The organism is Candidatus Contendobacter odensis Run_B_J11 (genome assembly GCF_000531125.1).
In the GTDB taxonomy this organism is placed as follows: Bacteria; Pseudomonadota; Gammaproteobacteria; order Competibacterales; family Competibacteraceae; genus Contendibacter; species Contendibacter odensensis.
Genome location: NZ_CBTK010000282.1, coordinates 1 through 17605, shown reverse-complemented (window position 1 = coordinate 17605; position 17605 = coordinate 1). Strand labels below are relative to the sequence as shown.

Annotated in this window: 14 protein-coding genes and 2 pseudogenes; 9 read left to right on the top strand and 7 right to left on the bottom strand. The window is 57.5% G+C overall.

Annotated elements, in window-relative coordinates:
• A pseudogene (locus BN874_RS17835) lies at positions 1 to 1090 on the bottom strand (ISL3 family transposase); the annotation flags it as partial.
• A 149-nt stretch (positions 1091 to 1239) separates the two neighbouring features.
• On the opposite strand from BN874_RS17835, the gene BN874_RS17830 reads away from it, so the two are divergent.
• Positions 1240 to 1743 (top strand): IS110 family RNA-guided transposase, encoded by a 504-nt coding sequence (locus BN874_RS17830; RefSeq protein ID WP_081756498.1) that lies wholly within the window; start codon positions 1240 to 1242, stop codon positions 1741 to 1743.
• Positions 1744 to 2198: 455 nt separating this feature from the next.
• Here the strand turns inward: BN874_RS17830 and BN874_RS17825 are convergent, their stop codons facing one another.
• Both BN874_RS17825 and BN874_RS17820 read right to left on the bottom strand, forming a co-directional pair.
• A complete protein-coding gene (locus BN874_RS17825) occupies positions 2199 to 2591 on the bottom strand; it encodes a type II toxin-antitoxin system HicB family antitoxin (protein WP_034435644.1) in 393 nt (130 codons plus the stop codon).
• A gap of 12 nt (positions 2592 to 2603) precedes the next feature.
• Positions 2604 to 2786, bottom strand: a complete 183-nt coding sequence (locus tag BN874_RS17820) for a type II toxin-antitoxin system HicA family toxin (protein WP_034435643.1) — start codon at positions 2784 to 2786, stop codon at positions 2604 to 2606.
• A 162-nt stretch (positions 2787 to 2948) separates the two neighbouring features.
• On the opposite strand from BN874_RS17820, the gene BN874_RS17815 reads away from it, so the two are divergent.
• The 6 genes and pseudogenes from BN874_RS17815 (at position 2949) to BN874_RS17795 (ending at position 13298) form a co-directional block, all read left to right on the top strand.
• Positions 2949 to 3812 carry a carbohydrate ABC transporter permease gene (locus BN874_RS17815; protein WP_051498013.1) on the top strand — a complete coding sequence of 288 codons (864 nt, stop codon included), beginning with the start codon at positions 2949 to 2951 and terminating at the stop codon, positions 3810 to 3812.
• Between the two features lie 275 nt (positions 3813 to 4087).
• On the top strand, positions 4088 to 4633 hold the full coding sequence (locus BN874_RS17810; RefSeq protein WP_034435642.1) for a Spy/CpxP family protein refolding chaperone: 546 nt from the start codon (positions 4088 to 4090) through the stop codon (positions 4631 to 4633).
• Positions 4634 to 4819: 186 nt separating this feature from the next.
• Positions 4820 to 5419, top strand: a pseudogene (locus BN874_RS26530) (GlgB N-terminal domain-containing protein); the annotation flags it as partial.
• Between the two features lie 669 nt (positions 5420 to 6088).
• Positions 6089 to 8290: a 1,4-alpha-glucan branching protein GlgB gene (gene glgB / locus BN874_RS26525; protein WP_034435647.1), complete on the top strand. Its 2202-nt coding sequence runs from the start codon at positions 6089 to 6091 to the stop codon at positions 8288 to 8290.
• Positions 8291 to 8322: 32 nt separating this feature from the next.
• Positions 8323 to 9561 carry an exonuclease SbcCD subunit D C-terminal domain-containing protein gene (locus BN874_RS17800; protein WP_034435640.1) on the top strand — a complete coding sequence of 413 codons (1239 nt, stop codon included), beginning with the start codon at positions 8323 to 8325 and terminating at the stop codon, positions 9559 to 9561.
• Positions 9558 to 13298, top strand: a complete 3741-nt coding sequence (locus tag BN874_RS17795; protein ID WP_034435639.1) for an AAA family ATPase — start codon at positions 9558 to 9560, stop codon at positions 13296 to 13298. Before BN874_RS17800 ends, BN874_RS17795 begins: the two co-directional genes overlap by 4 nt.
• 210 nt (positions 13299 to 13508) lie before the next feature.
• On the opposite strand, the gene BN874_RS24755 is transcribed toward BN874_RS17795, so the two are convergent.
• Positions 13509 to 13664 carry a hypothetical protein gene (locus BN874_RS24755; RefSeq protein WP_154725011.1) on the bottom strand — a complete coding sequence of 52 codons (156 nt, stop codon included), beginning with the start codon at positions 13662 to 13664 and terminating at the stop codon, positions 13509 to 13511.
• A 213-nt stretch (positions 13665 to 13877) separates the two neighbouring features.
• Here BN874_RS24755 and BN874_RS26520 point away from each other — a divergent pair, with 213 nt between their 5' ends.
• On the top strand, positions 13878 to 14120 hold the full coding sequence (locus tag BN874_RS26520; protein WP_420886147.1) for a transposase: 243 nt from the start codon (positions 13878 to 13880) through the stop codon (positions 14118 to 14120).
• Positions 14072 to 14668 carry an IS5 family transposase gene (locus BN874_RS17790; RefSeq protein ID WP_051498012.1) on the top strand — a complete coding sequence of 199 codons (597 nt, stop codon included), beginning with the start codon at positions 14072 to 14074 and terminating at the stop codon, positions 14666 to 14668. The genes BN874_RS26520 and BN874_RS17790 overlap by 49 nt, the downstream gene beginning before the upstream one ends.
• Before the next feature lie 62 nt (positions 14669 to 14730).
• Here BN874_RS17790 and BN874_RS17785 read toward each other — a convergent pair whose 3' ends face one another.
• The 3 genes from BN874_RS17785 to BN874_RS17775 form a co-directional block, all read right to left on the bottom strand.
• Positions 14731 to 15444, bottom strand: a complete 714-nt coding sequence (locus BN874_RS17785) for a cobalt-precorrin-6A reductase (protein WP_034435638.1) — start codon at positions 15442 to 15444, stop codon at positions 14731 to 14733.
• Between the two features lie 39 nt (positions 15445 to 15483).
• The gene (locus BN874_RS17780) at positions 15484 to 16578 is read right to left on the bottom strand and encodes a cobalt-precorrin-5B (C(1))-methyltransferase (RefSeq protein ID WP_034435637.1); all 1095 of its coding nucleotides are present in this window, start codon (positions 16576 to 16578) and stop codon (positions 15484 to 15486) included.
• Positions 16579 to 16648: 70 nt separating this feature from the next.
• A complete protein-coding gene (locus BN874_RS17775) occupies positions 16649 to 17581 on the bottom strand; it encodes a hypothetical protein (RefSeq protein WP_051498011.1) in 933 nt (310 codons plus the stop codon).
• Positions 17582 to 17605: the final 24 nt, after the last annotated feature.

Here is a 17605-nt window from a genome sequence, read left to right as displayed (position 1 = left end):
TGAGGATCCCCTCTTGCCAATGCGCGAAGGTGTTAAGAAACGTATCAAAGCAGGTGAGGCCTGCGGCCTTGACCTGCTCGCTCCACCGTTGGAGGCGGGTCTGTGCGGTCGCCCGATCCGGGGTACATTCAAAAATGGCGGTCAACACGGTACGTAGGGTATAAGCGCTGGACCAGAGGGGAGCCTGCTCAAACAGTTCCGCTCATTGCCCCTGTTGGGCCTCATTCAAGGAGGGCCATTCCCGACGCATCAACCGCCTCAGTTCAGCGGTAGGCAGGGCGTTGGCCGGATCGCGTTCGGCATTGAGCCGGCGAAATTCTTGTTTGCGGAGGGTCTCCACGGCGTCCCGGTACTGGACCGCGACATGAAACCGATCCACGACGATGGAGGCCTGGGGCAAGGCGGCGGCCACGGCGCCCGCATAGCCTTCCCACCTATCCATACCAACGCGCTGGACCGTCGCTTTCAATTCCGTAGGGATCGCCTCCAGAAACACCTGCACTGTGGTTTGGAGCCGGTCGGGTAGCACCGCCAACACATGGGTATCTCCCTGCGCGTCACGCGCCCAGACCACCGCTACATAATGCCCTTGCCCCTTGCACAGGGAGACCTCATCGATGCCGAGGGTCTCCAGGGTGACGAATGCCGCCCAGTTCACCGCAGGCGCCAGGCGATGATCCATGATTCCCTCCACCGCTTTCACTCCCACATCGAGTTGTCGGCTGACGTCGGCCACGGTGCTATGGACCAGCGCCTTTAATACCCAGTGCTCGAACGCTGTCGTATGGGGGCGGTTAGGCTCGTACCATGCGCAGTGCTGGGTCATGGTCGGCCCGCCCTCACCGTGGGGACAGCGGTAGCGCTTCGGGTGAATCTCAATCACCCCCTCCCGGCCAAAAACCGGCAGGTGCCGTAACCGAATCGGCCGGTCGAACCCGTGGAATCGATCCCTTTCCTGGCCACACCGTGTACACCGTGCTGTCTGCAACGTGCTTTCCACCTCGATCAACAACCTGTTGTCGTCCAGCACGTTGCTGGACAACACACGAACCTCAGGTATATCCAACGGCAATGCAATTGTGACCGGCATCGTCAACCCTCCAGAAAAGGGATTTTTGATCCTCTTTCTACCGCTCAGTTTCTAATACTACAACCCCTACATCTTGGGGTCTCCACGGGAAGTCTCATAGAACCTTAAATGTTTGATTGATCAGTGCCGATAGCTCGTTGATCTGATTCATGATGTTCATCTCCTTGGTGAGAAAGACAATATTTTACCACAATTTCAATAAGTTATCTTTTTTGTCATGTACAAAGGACCGGCACCTACAACACAGGGCGCAGGAATCAGAATCGGCCCGCCGACTGATGGCCGTCGAGGGGGTGGGCCCGGTGACCGCCACGGCGGTGGTAGCAACGGTAGGCGATGCCCACGAGTTTAGTACCGGTCGACAATTTGCGACTTGGCTCGGTTTGACACCCCGTCAATCCTCCAGCGGTGGGAAAACTCGACTGGGCGGCATCAGTAAACGGGGGAATGTCTATCTACGGACCTTGCTCGTTCATGGCGCCCGCTCGGTGTTACAGCTAACGGAGTCGCGCTCGGATCGGAAAAGCCAATGGGTGGAAGCGGTCAAGAAACGGCGGGGTGACAATATCGCAGCCATTGCCTTAGCGGCTAAACATGCTCGGATTCTTTGGGCAATGTTAGTCCGGGGTGAAACGTATCAACTGGCCGCGTAATTGAGAATGAGCCCGTGAATGGTTGCCGAGACGAGGTGAACATTAGCGCGATAAAGCAACGATTTTAACCAGCGTGGATGGCCGATTCAGCAGGTCCGTTTCATCCCGGCGCATCCACAGAAAGAAGAACTCCTGCCTAAAAATTGCGTGGATGGTTGAGTTGATGGAAACTGGTAAGACCAGCGCGGGTTCAACCTGATAACGTCTGAGGTCATTTTAGACCGTTGAACTAATGAGGTACCCGTGCGCGAATGTCATTAGGGCCAGAGCGTACTGCTCCCCAACAGGCCGGATATATGCGTGCAGTCTAACCTTGGTTTCTTGAACACCCAGCTTTCCTTGCAAACCGGGGGAGTCCATATAAGCCGTTAGGCGGGTTACGCTGCGCTAACCCGCCTTCCTCTTTCTGAAAGTCAACGAGATACTCAAAACGTTCTCGCACCAAGGACGGCGCTCTACCGCATCGCCGCCCGCGCCGCCTCAGCCAAAAAGCCGGAACGAGTCGCCCCGTGAGCACGAGCGTAGGCATCGATTTTTGCCAATAGATGACGCGGCAACGTAATGTTGATCTTCTCGGCCCGCCCCTCGAAGCGGGCCACATTCACCTCGACCGCCGCCCAAACGCCATCGGCGAAGTCGGGATTGGCGCGATGCTCGGCAAAGGGATGGGGAACCGGCGCCTCGCCACCGTCCCCAACCATGCCTTCCAGATGCAGATTAATCGCCTCCACCGCCGAATCCAGCGCTTCATCGAAGGTGTCGCCCGCCGAAAAGCAGCCAGGAAGATCGGGCACCGTCACGCCGAAGCGGACGCCATCATCGGTGTGCAACACCACGGGAAACCGCATGGCAACAACCTCCTATTTCCAACCCGCCTGCTTCTTGATGCTGTTCAGCGTACCGGCGGGGATGTCGCTGTCAGGGTGCTTGATGGTCACTAAGCCCGGCTTCGTCGGATGCTTGAACTGATGATGCGATCCCTTGACTCGCGCCAGAACCCATCCGTCCGCTTCCAGTCGCTTAATGATTTGTTTGCTGTTCATAGTGGTTATTATGACTACCAATGATTTATAGTCAACACTGTACCCACTAAGCCCGCTTAACCAATGGATATCCCGTTATATACGGGCCGACGATAGTTTTCATCGCAGCGCGTAGCCGTATTGTAGATACCGTCTTGACGGTCAAGAAACGGAAGCCTAATCATGTCTAAACCGAAACGTATCTGCGGCTTTGCCAGCCCTTTTGCCCCTTCATTTCTCCCTGCGCTGCTGCTCTACAGCTTGCTGGCGGTGGGTGTGGCATTAACTCTGCTGCCGCTGCTGTGGATGGTAGCAGCGTCACTGATGCCGACCGGCGAAGCCAACCGTTACCCGCCGCACCTGTGGCCCAGCGCCATCACGCTCGAGCATTACGCCGCGCTGTTCACCCGGCTGGATTTAGGCCGCTATTTGCTCAACAGCACGCTATTAGCCAGCGCTGTGACCGTGATTTCGCTGTTTATCAACTCGATGGCCGGTTACGCCTTTGCCAAATTTTGGTTTCGTTATCGCGACCGGCTGTTTCGCGGATTACTGGCGGCGATGGTGATTCCGGCCCAAGTGGCGATGTTGCCGCTGTTTCTGCTGCTCAAGCAATTTGGGCTGATCAATACCTATTGGGGCGTGATCATCCCCGGCATGGCCAGCATCTTCGGCATCTTCCTGATTCGGCAATATCTGCTGGCGATTCCTGATAGCCTGCTCGACGCCGCGCGGATGGATGGCGCAGGTGAGTTTCGTATCTACTGGTCGCTGGTGTTGCCGCTGTGCCGACCGATTCTGGTCACGCTGGCGATTTTTACCTTTCTCGGCGCGTGGAACGACTTCATGTGGCCGCTGATCGTGCTGACCGATAGTGCCCGCTACACCTTGCCGGTGGCGCTGGCGAATCTGCTGGGCGAGCATGTTCAGGACACGGAATTGATGATGGCCGGATCGGTGCTGACCGTGTTGCCGGTGATGCTGTTATTCGTGGCGCTGCAAAAGTATTACATCGCCGGGATCATGCTGGGCAGCGTCAAGAGTTAGCAGGACTTTCGCTAATAAACCTTTTGTCGTCATACCCGTGAAAACGGGTATCCAGCCTTTGCAACGGGTTATTGGATTCCCGCTTGCGCGGGAATGACGGCGAACGAAAGTCCTGGTTAGAAATGGTTGCCGTTCTTTGCCGTCGCACCTTGCAACGTGGATATATTGTGGGGCTGATACAAATCGTTACAAAAATCCTGTTCCGGCAAAACGCCGGTTACATGCCCGGTGTTTAATAGCTCCCGAACCACCTGAATAACCACGAGGAATTGAAAATGAAGACGCTACACAAAGGCATGTTGACCGCCGCTGCGGTTATAGGTCTGGGATTAACCACTGTCGGCTTCGCCGGTAATTGGGGCAGTCATGGCCCGATGGGCGGCGAGGACTGTTCAATGATGGGTCATGGCCGAATGGGCGGCGGTGGTTGGGAACAGCGCCAAGCGATGATGCAACAGTATCGTGCCGAGCGCATGGAATTGCTGGAGGCGCGGCTGAAGCTGAAGCCTGAGCAACAAGCCGCCTGGAAGGGATTCCTGACCGCTCAGGACGCCCATCACGCCACCATGATGAAGATGCGGGAGGAGATGCGCGGCCAGGAAACCACCGCAATGGCTCATTTCGAGGAACGGGCGCAAGCCATGGAGCAGAATCTGTCCAGCATGAAAGCCATGATCAAGGCGGCCGGCGATCTGTATACGACGCTCGACCCGCAGCAGAAGCAGGTGATGGATAAGTTCATCACTGAGCAGCCGATGCGCCGGATGATGCGCGGGAGTGACGCGCCGCCGGCCCCGCCAGCGCCGCCTGCTAAATCATAATCTGCTGGTCGGTTCATTCGATCAGGGGCGTCGCCGCTGATCGTTTTCACCAAACCCCAAAACGCCCCCTTGCCCGTTGCGGCACCAGGGGGCGTTTCTGTGCAGGCTCACCATCTGTTCTCAGCAAACCCGCAAGTTTGTTATGTTAATCTCGACTATGGGAAAACTAAATGAAAGGTAAGGGCGATGCTGGAAGAACAGATTCGGAAAATCGTCGAATTGCGTCATGACGCGCCTTACGCGATTCTGGGGCCTCACGCGAGCGAGCGGGAGCCGGCGCTGACCATCCGCGCCTTCCTGCCACAGGCCAAGCGGGCTTATGTGCTGCCGGACGATGGTTCCGGCCAGCGGGAAATGCAGAAACTCCATCCAGACGGCTTGTTTGTCACCCGCCTGCCGGGAATCGCCACGCTGGAATATCGGCTGATCGCGGTGGACGCCAACGGTCAAACCACGACCTTCCACGACCCCTACGCTATTCACGAACCGTCTTTCACCCGCGCTGATGGGCAGGCGTTCCAGCAAGGCGCGCTGGAAAACCTGTTTACCCGGATGGGCGCGCATCCACAGGTGAAAGCGAGTATCAAAGGCGTCAATTTTATGCTCTGGGCGCCTCATGCCAGCCGGGTCAGCGTGGTTGGAACCTTCAATCAATGGGATGGCCGCCAGCATCCGCTGGAACGGCACGAATCCGGGGTCTGGGAATTGTTCATTCCCGATGTGGGTGTGGGCGATCTGTACAAATACGAAATCCGCAATGCCGAAGGCGCAGTATTTCTCAAGACTGATCCGCTGGCGTTTCAGACCGAGGTTTACCCCAAGACCGCCGCGCTGATCGGCGACCTCCCTCACCGCCACCAGTGGAGTGATACCTCCTGGATGGCGCGAGCGGTGGCAACGCCGGGCTGGAAACAGCCGGTCAGGATTCACCCGGTCACCCTGGGTGAAACCGCCAGCTCCGGGCCGGAGCGAGTCACCGCCTATACTCAGTTGCAGGACATCGTGCTGCCCTACCTGCTGGAGCGGGGTTTCAACCAGGTCGAATTGTCGTTCTGGGCACCCGGCGAGACCGTCACCGGTTACTACGCGCCCAATCCGCGTTATGGCCGGCCCGATGAATTAATGGCGTTCATTGATGCCTGCCACCAGCGCGACATCGGAGTCATTCTCGACTGGATTCCGCCGCTGATCCCGCGTGAAGGGCAGGAACTGACCTGGTTTGACGGCACCCGGACTTACGACGCTGACGTTCCCGGTCAACCGGATATGCTGGCCTTCGATCTGGGAAGGCCGGAAGTGCGAAATTTTCTGGCCGCCAACGCGCTGTTCTGGCGGCAGGTCTACCATGTGGACGCGCTGCGCATCGACGCCCGCACCTTTGCGGCCCGGCTGCAAGGGCAAAGCGCGGCGACAAAACTGCGCTTTCTGCTGCGGGAAACCGCCCTTGCGCCCACCCTGACTGCAACGGACAGCACCGCGCTGAAGCAGGGGCGTCATGTCGATCCTCATGCCCTGCTGGGGCCGCATCCGCTGGCGGGCGAACCGGGGCTGAGCATCGTCCGCGCCCTGCTGCCGGAAGCCGAATCGCCCTGTCTGCTGCCCACTGACCAGCCGCAACTGCTGTATCCCCTGCAATGGGTGCCGGGCGACCAGTTGTTCGAGACAGTGGTCGTCGCTGAGCCGACCGCGCTGCGCTACCAGTTGAGCGTGACGGAACAGGGGCGAGCGCGGGTTTTTGCCGATCCGTATGCGTTCAAGTTCTCGATTCTCGGCGATCAGGACTGCTATCTATTCGCCGAGGGCAATCATTACCGGATCTTTGAAAAGCTGGGTGCTCACGCCTGCACGGTGGCTGGCGTCGCTGGAGTCAACTTCGCGGTGTGGGCACCCAACGCCCAGCGAATTAGCATGGTCGGCGAGTTTAACGGCTGGGATGGTCGCCGCCACCCGATGCGGTTGCGACCCGGTTCAGGCATCTGGGAGTTGTTTATGCCCGGCTTGAGCGAAGGCGATTTATATAAGTTTGAAATTCTGCCCCGCACCGGATCGGTGTTCCTGAAAACCGATCCCTTTGCCTTCTATACCGAAGTTCCGCCTGGCACCGCCAGCGTGGTGTACGACCGGGCTGGAAAACATCAATGGCGCGATGAGCAATGGATGCAGCAGCGGGCGCGAAGCAACGCCTGGGAGCGACCCGTAGCCATTTATGAAGTTCACGCCGGTTCCTGGCGGCGCAAGGCCGATGGCGAGTTCCTGTCCTATCGCGAACTGGCCGACCAGTTGATTCCCTATGTGCTGGAGATGGGCTTTACTCATATCGAATTTCTGCCGCTGGCCGAGCATCCCTACGGACCGTCCTGGGGCTATCAGATTTCCAATTTCTATGCGCCGACCGCCCGTTTTGGCCGCCCGGACGATCTGATGGACTTGATTGACCGCTGCCATCAACACAATATCGGGGTGATCCTGGACTGGGTGCCGGCGCATTTCCCCAAGGACGCCCACGCCATGGCCTGGTTCGACGGCACCTGCCTGTACGAGCACGCCGACCCACGTCAGGGCGAACATCCCGACTGGGGAACGCTGATCTTCAACTACGGTCGCCACGAGATCGAAAACTTCCTGATCGCCAATGCACTGTACTGGCTGGAGACCTTTCATTTCGACGGGCTGCGGGTGGATGCGGTGGCCTCGATGCTGTATCTGGATTATTCCAAGAAAGACTGGATTCCCAACAAATACGGCGGCAACGAGAATCTGGAGGCAATTGAGTTCATTAAGCACACCAACGCGGTGGTTCACGGCCAATTTCCCGGCGTGATGATGATCGCGGAGGAATCCACCGCTTGGCCCAATGTCTCCCGACCCACCGATCACGGCGGCTTGGGCTTTGGTTTCAAATGGAACATGGGCTGGATGCACGATGTACTGTTCTATTTACAAAAAGAGCCGATCCATCGTCGCCACCATCACGACAAGCTAACCTTCGGCATCGTCTACGCCTTCAACGAGAACTTCATCCTGTCGCTGTCGCACGATGAAGTGGTGCATCTGAAAAAGTCGCTGCTGGGCAAGATGCCGGGCACTGAGCGCCAGCAGTTCGCCAATCTGCGGCTGCTGTACGCCTTCATGTACGGCCATCCCGGCAAGAAGCTGGTGTTCATGGGCGGGGAGTTTGGCCAGCCGAGCGAATGGAATCATGACAGCGGCCTGGAATGGGCGTTGCTGCCCAAGCCCGCCCATCAGGGCTTACAGCACTTCGTCAGTGACCTTAACAAGCTGTATGCACGGGAACCAGCTTGTCATCAAGTGGATTTTCGCGGCGCCGGCTTCGAGTGGCTGGACGCGAGCGGCGCGGAAACCGGCGTGCTCGCTTTCGTGCGCAAGGCCCGCGATCCGCGCGAGGCGGTGCTGTTCGTGCTGAACTTCTCCGACCAAGCGCATAGGAATTACCGGATCGGAGTGCCGTATCCGGTCGCGTATCGGGAACTGCTGCACAGTGACGCCAGCGAATACGGCGGTTCTGGCGCGACGCTGCCCGGCCAGAGAGTGACCGCCGAAGAGTTTTTCAGCCACGGCTACGCTTTCTCGATGGTGCTGAATCTGCCGCCGCTCAGCGCGGTGGTGTTGAAACCGGGGCCGCTGGTTCTGGAGTGAGTTCCGAGCGGGATCAACAGAAGGAAAACTTGATGCGCCTGCTGCACACTTCGGATTGGCATCTCGGCCAGACCTTGCATGATTTCGACCGCGCTTATGAGCATCAATGCTTTCTCGATTGGCTGCTCGACACGCTGGAAACCGAGCAAACTGACGCCCTGCTGATTGCTGGCGATATTTTTGATAACTCCAATCCTTCCGCCGAAAGCCAGAAACAACTTTACCGCTTTCTCACCGCTGCCAAGCGTCGCGTTCCTGATCTCGATATTGTGATGATTGCCGGCAATCACGATTCATCGGGACGGCTGGAAGCGCCCGCATCGCTGTTTGCGGCTTTTGACGCTACTGCCGTAGGCTGCGCCCGCCAGCAAGGGGAAATTGAACTGGACCGTTTGGTGACGCCGCTGAAAAACCGCAATGGCGAGATTGTCGCCTGGTGTCTGGCGGTGCCTTTTCTGCGGCCCGGCGATGTGCCACGGGTGGAAGCCGACGGCGATCCGTATCTGGAAGGGATCGCACTGCTTTACCAGCAGGTGTTGGAGGTAGCGCTAAGTCGCCGGGAACCCGGCCAAGCCATCATCGCGCTCGGCCATTGCCACATGAACGGCGGTGAAACTTCCGCAGATTCGGAGCGACGCATCGTCATTGGCGGGGCGGAAGCACTGCCCGTAGATACGTTCGATCCGGTCATCGCTTATGTGGCTTTAGGTCATTTGCATCGTGCCCAAAAAGTCGGTGGTCAGGAGCGAGTACGTTATTGCGGCAGTCCGCTGCCAATGTCGTTCACCGAAATGCACTATAAGCATCAAGTGCTTCGCATTGATCTTGACGGTGAATCTGTCACGGAAATCAGCCCGATTTATATCCCGCGTTTTGTGGAATTATTGCGAATCCCGGCACAACCGGCGCCGGTTGACGATGTATTGGCAATGCTGGCAGCGCTTGATCGGCTCGATAAGCCGCTGGAAGCTCAGCCGTATTTGCAAGCGTGGGTGTTGCTGAACGGCCCGGATCCCGGTTTGCGCACCCGCATTGAGTCAGCGCTGGATGGAAAGCCGGTGCGGCTGGTCAAAATTGAGACCCGCTATAACGCCAGCGCCGATGGTGATGCCGCCAGCAGCCCACTATCGTTGGACGATCTGGGTCGGCTGCAACCGGAGGACATCTTCAGCAAACTCCACTGGCGCAAATATGGCAAGGAACCCGCCGCCGATTTAATGAAGGCTTTTAGAGAGCTGTTGCTGGAATCCAGTGGGGCACGCACGCCATGAGAGTCATTGCCATTCGCGGCAAAAATCTGGCTTCGCTGGCGGGCGAGTTCGAGATTCATTTTCAACAGGAACCGCTGGCTTCCGCCGGTTTGTTCGCCATCTGCGGGCCAACCGGATCGGGTAAAAGCACCCTGCTCGATGCGCTGTGTCTGGCGTTGTATGACGAAACCCCGCGCTTGACTCGCGCTGCTGTCAAGGGCGTCAGTCTGCCCGATGTCGGTGATGAAACCATTACCCCGCAAGATCCGCGCAACCTGCTCAGACGTGGCGCGGGTGAAGGTTGGGCCGAGGTGGATTTCGTCGGCAACGATGGCGTGGCCTATCGCGCCCGCTGGAGTGTGCGCCGCGCGCGCAGCAAGGTTGGCGGAAAACTGCAACACACTGAAATGTCGCTGGAAACTTTCGATGGCGCACAACGCATTGGCGGAGTGAAAAGCGAGGTTCAACAAGCCATCAGGGAACGGCTTGGCCTGTCGTTCGATCAATTCACCCGCGCCGTGTTGCTGGCGCAAAATGAATTCGCAGCCTTTCTGAAGGCCGATAACGACGAGCGCGGCCATCTGTTGCAAACCCTGACCGGGCTGGATGTGTACACCGGCATTTCCATCCGTGCCTTTGATCGCGCCAAGGCCGAACAGCAAGTGCTGGAAACATTGCGGGGGCAGCTCGATGGGCAACAGCCGTTCTCGGTCGAGGCTCGCGCTCAACGGGAACAGGAACGCAATACCGCCCAAACGGAAATGACGGTGCTGGCGCAGCGCAAAGAGGAATTAAGCCGACGATTACAGTGGTATGAGGTTTGGGAAAAGCTGAAACAGGACGAACAGCAGGCGCGGGCCGAGGCGCAAAAAATGCTTGCCGCCAGAGAAACCGCTGCTCCTCGGCAACTCTACTTCGCCCAGGTCGAAGCGGTGCAGGGCGCCCGTTCTCATCTGGCTGAAATGGACCGTATCGCTGGAGAGATTGCGAAAAATCGCCAGGAGATGAGCGGCGCGGAAGAAAAATTAGGCGCGGCGCGCCAAGTCCGCCAACAAGCCGACGAGGCGCTGGCAAAAGCCCGGCAGACGGTTGTGGACGCTGAGGAGGCCAGAATCACCGCCAGCCCCGATCTGGATCTCGCCAAGGCGCTTGAGGCTGAAATCCGGATCCTTGCGCCTGGCCACGCTGCCGCCCTGGATGCGCGAAACGCCGCCCTCGATGTCGAGAAGAAAGCGCAGCAAACCCTCGCCAGCAAACAGGCTGAACGCCAGCAAATCGCCCAAAATCTGCAAACCGCCCAGGACTGGCTGGCGACGCATGAACCGTTGCGCCTCCTGGCCGAGGATTGGCTGCGCTGGGATGTGCTGTTGGGCGAAGCGGCCAAGGCTCAAACCAACGGGCGCGAGGTCGAGCAAAAGGTCGTTGCTGGACAGCAGGCCGTGCAGAACCAGCGGCAAACGCTTGATACAGCGTCCGGCGATTGGACTAAGGCGGAACAAGCCTTTCAGGCGGCAGACGGCCAACTCCAATCCGCCATGCAGGCGCTGTCAAAATTCGATGCGGAAACCTTGGCCGAGCGCCGAAAAACGGCTGAAAACCGTCGCGACCGACTGGCTGAGGCCGAATCGCTATGGATGGCGCTGGACGGCGGGTGCGCTCGACAACGCCAACTGGAGCATGAAAGCCGTGCGATCCAGAAACAGATCCATCAAGCGGAAATAGCCTTAACCCGGATTCTTGCGGATCAGCCCGCAGCGACCGCCCGGCTGGAACAGGCGGAGAAATCGCTGAAAATTGCTGAAGCCGCCTGCGCTGAAAACATTGAAACTTTGCGGGAAACGCTGGAAGCGGGCTTACCCTGTCCAGTGTGCGGCGCAACGGAACATCCCTATGTCGGCGGTGATGCGCCTTCCCGCGCCCTGCTGACCCGCCTTGGGGACGCAGTCGATGAGTGCCGGAAAACGCTAAATGCTCTGAACGAGCAGGAAGCGACGCATAAAACCCAGCTTGGCAATAGTCGTCAACGCCGCGCTGACATCGCTACGGAACTGCAACCCCTGATGGATAGCATTCAACGGAATGCAGTCGCCTGGAACGCACAGCCGGTTGCGGCGGAATTGGCAGTTGTTGCGCCCGCTGACCGATTGGCCTGGTTCGCCAACCCGCAGCGGGTAATCGGTGAGTCATTAACCGCCATCGAGCAGGAAGAGAAAGCGTTGCGGCAGGCGGCCAAGGTTCAAGAGAAGGCGCAGACAGCTTGGAATCAGGCCCAACAGCAGCATTCAATAGCGCGGGACACACTGAACGCCGCCCAAGCCGCTTTGAAACAGGCGGCGCAAACCTTGAATGCCGCTCAAGAACGAAAAGCCGACTTTGCCTGCCAACTGGAAGAGCGGTTGATCCATCTGGACGCGGCGTTTTCCGATTACGACTGGCGTCCCCGCTGGCAAACCGACCCCATTGCTTTCCATGAGCAACGGCGGCGCAAGGTCGCAAAATGGAGCGACCAGAGCCGAAAAGCGGAACAATGGCAAAACCAGATCGGCGCGTTGGATAGCGAAATTCGCAACCAAACCGAAACCATCGCTGAGAAAGTCGCACAACGGCAACGCGCCGCCGAAGCCTTCCAGAACATTGACCGTGATCTCCAGGCTAAACGCCGGCAACGACAGGGCGTGTTCAGCGGGCGGCCAGTCGCCGAAGTGGACGCAGCTTTTGCCAAAGCGATTGCAGCCGCAAAAACCGCTTTCCAAGACCAGGAAGGGAAAGCAAAGACCGCAGCGAATCGTCAAGCCAGCGCCGAAGCGGTGTTCGAACAGGCAGGGCAAGCCTTGATTTCCAGCCAGCAAAAGGCTGAACAGGTCGACGCAACATTGAATCGCTGGCTTGCCGACTTCAATGCCCACCATACCGGCGCAATGCTGGATTCCCTCCGGCTCCGCACCTTGCTCGCTCACGATAGCGACTGGTTGATCCGGGAACGCGAGGCGTTGCTGGAGCTGGACAATGCAGTAAAAACCGCTGAGGCCATTCTCAAGGAACGCCAGTTACAACGGGACGCGCATGAGCAGCGCCGCACCAGCCCGGATTCCGCAGAGGTCGCACGAGCCGCGCAACAACAGCTCGCTCTTGATCTGGATGCCGCTAATAGTCGCCATAAAGAAGCAGAAATTGCCTTGCGCCAGGATGACGAGCGCCGCGCAAAAACGGAGTTATTACAAACGGATATCGCTAAACAGGAGGCAAAGGCCGAAATCTGGCGCAAGCTCGATGCGTTGATCGGTTCCGCTGACGGCAAGAAATTTCGCAATTACGCCCAGCAGTTCACCCTTGACGTGTTGCTGAGCTATGCCAACCATCATCTGAACGATCTCTCCCGCCGTTACCGGCTGGAGCGGGTCAAGGATACCCTGGCGCTGATGGTGGTGGATCAGGACATGGGTGATGAATTCCGCTCAGTGCATTCCCTGTCCGGCGGTGAATCCTTCCTGGTGTCGCTGGCACTGGCGCTTGGTCTCGCCTCGCTGTCTTCCAACCGGGTGCGAGTGGAATCGCTGTTTATTGACGAGGGCTTCGGCAGTCTCGACGCCGACACCCTGCGGATAGCAATGGACGCGCTGGACCATTTGCAGGCTCAAGGCCGCAAGGTGGGAGTCATTTCCCATGTGCAGGAAATGAGCGAACGGATCGGGATTCAGATTCGGGTACAGCGCCAATCCGGCGGACAAAGCCGGGTCGAAGTGCGCAGTTTTCAATGAAGAGCCGCCTCGATCTTGTCAGCGATTTGTTACCTCACATCGCGACCTGCTCATCTAAGGCCACTGCCATAAAAAACGGTCCTGTAAATTTTCCTGTGATGGCGAGGGTTGGTAGCGTCAGGCTAGGGTGTTGACTGAATCCAACTCATTGATTTCAATAGGTGATGTTTATTTTATCTGTCTGTCCCACAGTTCCGATCACAGGAAAATTTACAGGAGGATAATTTTTGTCAGTTTTTTATCGCCGGTAGCCAGCGGGCTATCGACCGACCGCCACTGTCCTGGTTCTTGGGCGCGGTAGAACCACGCACTACCGGCCAGTAAGGCGACCAGCGCCAGCAACAGAAACTGGTGAACCCATCTCATGAATCACCCGCTTTTCTGGTGAGCGGCGGCAGGGAGTGAGGCAATGACTCAGCGTCAAGCTTGCGTGAAGCCGGGATCAGACCTCGATCCGATCTTGCCGCTTAGAGGATATCCGGCACAAAAGATGCCTAATCTCAATAATTGGGTAGGCTGTAGGCAAGGCAATCACTTTGGAGAGGACGTTATGGCCTACCACGAAATTTCCGATGATTTTTGGAACCCAGTGGACCCTTGTTGGAACCTTTCAAGCGGAAAAAATCGGGGGGCAGCCCGCCCTTGGATTTCCGGTGCATCTTGAACGGTATTTTCTACCTCCTCAAGACAGGCTGTCAGTGGGGTTATCTACCCTCATGCTATGGCTCCAAAAGTGCGGTTCACGCGCACTCCAAAGGTGGGTGCATGCCGGGGTGTTTACCGAGATTTTCCGTTTATCCGTTGAAAAATATCAAGAGTTGAACGGGATTGAATGGGAATGGCAGGCCATGGATGGGACGTTGGTGCAAGCCCCCGTGCGGGGTCAGTCGCTCTACTTGGCCGAGGAGGGCTTGGGGCGCAATCCGACCGACCGGGGACGAAGCGGCAGCAAAATCCATTGCCATGTCGATCAAACGGGGATTCCGCTCGGGATCGTCTTGGTCGGCGCCCATGTCCACGATAGCCGGTTGGTCTCACCCACCGTGGCGGCGGATCTCCTGCTACGCCCCGCGCTGACCCCCGATCAGCCGCAGCACTTGTGTTTGGATAAGGGGTACGACTATGCCCGGGTTGAAGTCGAAGTGAACGATCACGGCTACATCCCGCACATTCGCCGGATCGGCGAGAAAACAATGGCCTACGGCGAGAAGACTCAGCCCGCCCGGCGCTGGGTCGTCGAACGGACCATCGCTTGGAGGAAAGGCTTTCGGGCGATTCGGACTCGCTACTTTTGTAAGGCACAGAATGACTTAGCCATGATTCATTTGGCCTGCGCCCTGATCGTCTTCAGAAAGCTGGAGACCGTTTGAAAAGCAAATCTTGTGCCGGATATCCTCTTAATATCCCGGTCACCCGATTATAAACGATAGGCTCATAGCGCCATGGTCAATTGTTCCACAGCCGCAAACTCCCGCTCCACCGTGGGTAGCACTGGACGCTCTAACATCACGACCGGCACTCCAGCGAATCGCGCCGCCGCCAGCTTGGCCTCGACCGCACCGCCGCCGCTGTTCTTCGCCACCAGTGCGTCGATCTGAGAATCCCGCAGCAGCGCCGTCTCCTGTTCCAGCGTAAACGGCCCGGTAACGCAGAGCAGGGTCAGATGCGGCGTGGCTGGCGCTTTCGCCGCCAGACAGCGCACCAGCCAATGCTGTCCCGGGGGAATATCCGGCCAGTGCCGCAACGGCTCCAGACCGATCGTGAAGAACGGGCGCTGAAATTTTCGCAGCGCCGCCATAAGCGCAGTCCAATCGGCCACGAATCGCCAATCGTCGCCGGGTTGGGGTCGCCACGCAGGCCGCCGATAGGCCCAGAGTGGAACCTTCGCCAGCCGCGCTGCGTGCGCCGCATTCCGGCTGATTTGCGCGGCGTAGGGGTGAGTGGCGTCGATCAGCTGTTCAATGCGCTGCTCGCGCAGGAAAAGCGCCAGCCCTTCGCTACCGCCGAAGCCGCCGCTGCGCACGGAACAGGACAGGTCTGGAGCGCGGCCCTTGCCGGCCACGCTATAGGTCACGGCATGAACGGGTGCCAAGGTGCGTGCCAGCGTCACCGCTTCGCCGATGCCACCCAGAATCAGGATACGCATTGTCGGCTCCTAACCCTCTCCCGCAATGGGCGAAGGCATTCAGGCGAAATCGGCATGACCTACCGGTTGACCTTCGCGGTCGGTCGCCCAGACCTCTACCGCCACTTCGGGCGGCAGGAGGGCGCGAGCTTGATCACGAGCCATGACGCAAATTCGCTGGCCCAGCGGCAACCCTGCTGCGTAGGCTAATGCCAGCGCCCGCTGACTGGTGTTGGCCGTTTGCATGGCTGCTTGCAAGGCATCGTCCGCGCCCAGCGCCGCTGCTTCCACCGCCAGCAGCACCAGATCGATGCTGGAATTGCGGCTGTGCAAATCCAGATGGCCCGCTGCCAGCTTGCTGATTTTGCCGAAACCACCGGCCAGGCTCAGTTGGGGAATGGGTGCCCGCCGCAAATGCTTCAGCACCGCCCCGGCGAAATCGCCCATTTCAATCAAGGCCATGTCGGGTAGCTGGTAATGAATCCGCATCGTTTGTTCGCTGGTCGCGCCGGTGCAGGCAGCGATGTGGCCGAGACGGTTGGCGCGGGCTACATCAATCGCCTGCTGGATGGAAGCAATGTAGGCGGAACAGGAAAACGGTCGGACGATGCCGGTGGTGCCGAGAATGGACAAGCCACCGACGATGCCCAGGCGCGGATTCAGAGTTTTTTGCGCCAGTTCCGCGCCGTTTCCGACGCCGATAGTGACCTCGAATCCGCCGTGATAACCGTATTTGGTCGCCAGTTTGAGCAAGTGATCCATGATCATCCGGCGTGGAGTCGGATTGATAGCAGGTTCACCGACCGGGATCGGCAAGCCGGGCCGAGTCACGGTGCCTACGCCTGGTCCAGCTTGGAAGCGCACCCCTGATGCTTCGTTCAAAACCACTTGGGCGAAAATCAGCGCTCCATGGGTGATATCGGGATCGTCGCCTGCGTCCTTAATCACCGCAGCCTCGGCTCCTGTTTCAGTCAACCGACAGTATTCCAGCCGGAACTGTACCCGTTGCCCGCGCGGCAGCACGATCTCTATCGGATCAGGTTCAATCGCCGCCAGCAGCCGGTAAGCCGCTGCTACGCTGGCGGCGGTCGCGCAAGCGCCAGTGGTATAGCCGTAGCGCAGAGGGTGAGGCGTTTCAGATGTTTCGGGACGCATGGATATCACGCTGATGCGGAGATGTTTCCGCCACCAATGGCGATCACTGCCATCATCGAGGCGTTGCTTCTCAGGTGAACAGGATCAACTGTGGCAACAGTGTCGGCTTTTCCTGATCCGGTTGAGAATAAGAAGGTGATCGCGTTGGTACCGGGGATAAATAACGATCAACCAGATGTTTCGGGAGAGGTAGATTAGCCAATGCCTTGGGTTCTACTTTGATTGCCCCGGAACCATAGGATTTACCGACTAAAGCCAGGTTGTTGACGGTTTCTTCGTGTTGTAAAACTTGCCAGAGATTAGCAATGTAGGCACTGTCTTGTGAATGAGGATAAAGACAGAGGAATCCGGTTAAAGGAATAATGCCTGCTTCATTTTTTATGAATCGGGTACTCCTGCGTCCTAAATAAGCAAATAAAAATGGTGGCGGTTCTCTCCGCTCCATTTTGTACCATGGATTTCTAGTTAAAATGAGAACCTTTTCATGTAGTCTTTTCTCTTCGCCTTGTTTAATATAATTTTGCAAAGCCAAGGGTAATATCGTTGTTGATTGATCGCTAAGGCATAATAATAAAGTGGGTCGGCCTTTTTGATCAAGCTTATCAATATCCTCAGTGGTAATTATTGAAGTCGTTACGTCTCTTGTTCTGCCGACAGCCGTTTTAAGATACTCCTGTATGATACCCAGTTGTTTGGCCTGTTTTCGAGTTAGAAAGAAAAATTCATTGGAACCTGTCGCTATTCCTCTCATTACTTTAGCAAAGGCACCCAGCTTATAAATACTGGGTGAAACAGTCGCTGGTTTTCTGGATAATCCCGTAGTTAATGCCTCGCTAATATCTCTTTCCGTTATATCCAAATTGGGGTATAAAGTTTCAGAATTGTGGGCGTTAGCACTAAAGTAATCAAATAGCTCATTTGTTTCCTTCCTGACCTTAATCCAGTTTATGGATTTTTTGGTAGATTTTTCGAGGCTTGTCAAGCTCCCAAAGGGTGCCAGCATGGTAGGCTAACCACTTGTTTCAGT